Below are 3,118 nucleotides of genomic sequence, written 5' to 3'. Positions count from 1 at the left end.
CTGCATCAGCCTTGCCTCGTGTGAAGACATCGGCGAAGTGCTGCGCGGTTCCGGCGCCGCCACTGGCGATGACGGGGATCTGTACCGCCTCGGAGACCGCGGCGGTCAGCTCGCAATCAAAGCCCGCGCGAGTACCGTCGGAGTCCATGCTGGTCAGCAGAATCTCACCCGCGCCGCGGTCTTCCGCTTCACGCGCCCAGTCGACGACCTTGCGTCCCGTTGGCTTGCGTCCACCGGCGACGTAGACCTCGGCATTGCGTACTGGATCGGTCGAATCAGCAGCGCGGCGAGCATCGATAGCAACGACGACCGCCTGTGCACCGAAGGCTCCGCCGATCTCGCCGATCAGCTCCGGCCGCGCGATGGCGGCAGAGTTGATGCTGATCTTATCCGCGCCCGCGGTGAAGACGGCTTCTGCTTCCTGGGCAGAACGAATGCCGCCACCGACGGTGAAGGGAATGAAGAGCTGCGAAGCGGCGCGGCGCACCGTGTCGATCAGCGTGGCGCGGCCTTCGTGCGTAGCAGTTATGTCGAGCAACACGATCTCGTCCGCTCCGGCAGCGGCGTGGCGATGCGCCAGTTCCGCCGGATCGCCGGCGTCGATGATATCGACAAACTGGATGCCTTTGACGACGCGTCCATCACGGACGTCGAGGCAGGCGATGATGCGTTTGGTCAGCATGCGTTTGCTTTCGTAAGAGGTTGCTGGTTCGTAGATGATGTCTTCACAAAGAATTGAGGTACATCGAAAGAATTGATTCTGCGTGCTGTTCGGAATTTCGTGGCTTCCTTGCCCACCCTAACTCCGTGAGGGTGGGGCACCCCGGCGGTCTGAACGTCGCCCTTCGACTGGATAGCTAGATCACAGAGAAAGCGGTTCGCGCAGAGCGCGAATATCCCACATCTGCTACGCAGATATGGGGCACCCGGGGTATGGGCTCTTTCGATGGTTCGGGCTTCCGGAAGATTCATCGTTAGATCCCCAGAAAGTTCTTCAACAACTGCAGGCCAGTCTCACTGGATTTCTCCGGATGGAACTGTACGCCCATCACGTTGTCCCGTTCGACCGCAGCGGTGAAGGCTCCGCCATAGTTCGTCACCGCAGCCGTGTCTTCGCTCAGCGGGGCACGCCAGGAGTGTGTGTAGTACACAAAGCTGCCATCGGGGATACCGCGTAGCAGCCGCGAGTCCGGTCGAATCTGCTCCAACGAGTTCCAGCCGACGTGCGGGCTCTTCAGCTCCGCGCCTTCCGACGTCGCGGGGAAGCGCTCGCAGCGTCCAGAACAACGTCAGGCGATTGCGTGACCTCAGTTTGTGCGCCAAGGTAGTTCAGCGCTTTGACAACGCTAGTGAGGTTTCCGGCTTTGTAGTCAATCACAGCAATCATGGCTTTACCAATTGATGAGGGTGAAGGGCATTGCGAGCGCTATGCCGATTGCCAGGGCGGCTAGTCTCGGCTTTCCTTTGCCGAACAAAACTAAGACGAAGCCTATGAACCAAGCAGAGGTGATGTATTCGAGCCACGTCGTCCCCTCTATCACTCCAATAAAGCGATGGAGGGAGAGATAGCGAAGGAACGCTACAAGCTGAATAAGAGCGTCGCAGGCAAGCACGCCGATACCAGCTTTGAAGATGTACCTTCGCCATGGGGACAACGCTGCCACCTAAAGCAATCCCTTCGTGCTGGGCAGGATCTCGGCCATGCGCTCATCGCGGCTGCAGGCTCCGCGTAGCGCGCGAGCAAAAGCCTTGAAGATCGCCTCGATCTTGTGGTGGTTGCTGCGGCCATACATGGTCTTCACATGCACATTCGCGCGCGCTCCGCGAGCGAAGCCGTCGAAGAAGTCGGCCAGCAGTTCAGCCTGGAAGTCACCTACGAGGCGTGTCTTCACCTTGTCATCGACTACATAAGCCACACGACCCGAAAGATCGACWGCCGCTACCGCCAGCGTCTCATCCATCGCCATCACGAAGTAGCCGGCGCGCAGGATGCCCTTTTTATTGCCCAGAGCCTTATCGAACGCCTCACCCAGAGCGATGCCTACATCTTCCACCGTGTGGTGCTGGTCGACATCCAGATCTCCGTTGCAGGTCAGGGTCAAATCGAAGCCGCCGTGGCGGGTAAAGAGCTCCAGCATGTGATCGAAGAAGCGGATGCCGGTTGTGACCTTGTAGATACCGGTGCCGTCGATGTTCAGCTTCAGCGCAATCTGCGTCTCGGTCGTATCGCGCTTGACCGATCCCGTGCGGGCCTTCAGCGGCTTTACGGCAGGCGCCGGGGCGGCGGCTGCAACGGACTTCTTCGTGGTCTTACTCGTACTCATGTTCTTCTCCGGTTGTTCCTTTGCTCAGGCCGGCCTCGGCCGGCGTCCAGTTCATGGCGTGGATCGCCAGTTTCAGTGCAGCCAGGCCGCGCTCTACATGATCGTTGGGTCCGATGGTGATGCGCACACATCCGGAGAGTCCGGGATCGTTCGACCGGTCACGCAGCAGCACGCCATGCGCCCGTGCGTCGGCGACGAACTGCTTGTGGCGCGGCCCAATCCGCATCAGGATAAAGTTGGCGTGCGAGGGGTAGTACGGAATCCCCAACTCGTCCAAACCTTTGGCCATACGCTCGCGGCCAAGGCGGATCTGGTCCGCATACCAGTCGAGATACACATCGTCATCGAGCGATGCCTCCAGCGCCGCCAGTGCTACACCATTCACGTTGTACGGAGAAGCGGCCTTACGCAGATGCGTCATCAACTCGGCAGACGTAATCAGCGCTCCGGCGCGCAGATTCGCCAGGCCATAGGCCTTCGAGAAAGTGCGCGCGACGATCACGTTCGGCAGCGAGGCAAGCTCGTCCAGAATGGTCTCGCCGAAGAAATGGTAGTAGGCCTCATCCACCAGCACAGCCGCCCGCGGAGCCATATTCGCGATGTTGCGGATCTGTTCCTTCGTCATCGTCGTGCCCGTCGGATTGTTCGGCGAGCACAGAATGATCAGCCTGGTCTTCTCATTGATAGCGGCGACAAACCGCTCATACGGAAAGGCCAGTGTCTTGTCTGCCTGAATGCGATGCAGCTTCGCGCCCATGGCCAGCACGTTGACGTCGTACATGAAGAAGCTGGGG

Annotated in this window: 4 protein-coding genes; all 4 read right to left on the bottom strand. The window is 59.8% G+C overall.

All coding sequences use genetic code 11. The features are described 5' to 3' along the window. Nucleotides 1–682 (bottom strand): imidazole glycerol phosphate synthase subunit HisF (hisF, locus tag AB4043_RS24285; RefSeq protein WP_442308357.1); only part of this gene is annotated, 682 nt, incomplete at its 3' end. Between the two features lie 292 nt (nucleotides 683–974). Beyond that, nucleotides 975–1,208 carry a glutamine amidotransferase-related protein gene (locus tag AB4043_RS24280; RefSeq protein WP_442308356.1) on the bottom strand — a complete coding sequence of 78 codons (234 nt, stop codon included), beginning with the start codon at nucleotides 1,206–1,208 and terminating at the stop codon, nucleotides 975–977. Nucleotides 1,209–1,664: 456 nt separating this feature from the next. Further along, on the bottom strand, nucleotides 1,665–2,324 hold the full coding sequence (hisB, locus tag AB4043_RS24275) for an imidazoleglycerol-phosphate dehydratase HisB (protein ID WP_442301907.1): 660 nt from the start codon (nucleotides 2,322–2,324) through the stop codon (nucleotides 1,665–1,667). After that, the coding region (locus tag AB4043_RS24270; RefSeq protein ID WP_442308355.1) for a pyridoxal phosphate-dependent aminotransferase at nucleotides 2,311–3,118 on the bottom strand (808 nt) is incomplete at its 5' end. The genes hisB and AB4043_RS24270, both read right to left, overlap by 14 nt.

This window comes from Terriglobus sp. YAF25 (assembly GCF_052113305.1).
Taxonomy (GTDB): Bacteria; Acidobacteriota; Terriglobia; order Terriglobales; family Acidobacteriaceae; genus Terriglobus.
The sequence above is the reverse complement of the archived record's forward strand: the minus strand, read 5'-3'. Positions and strand labels throughout refer to the sequence as shown.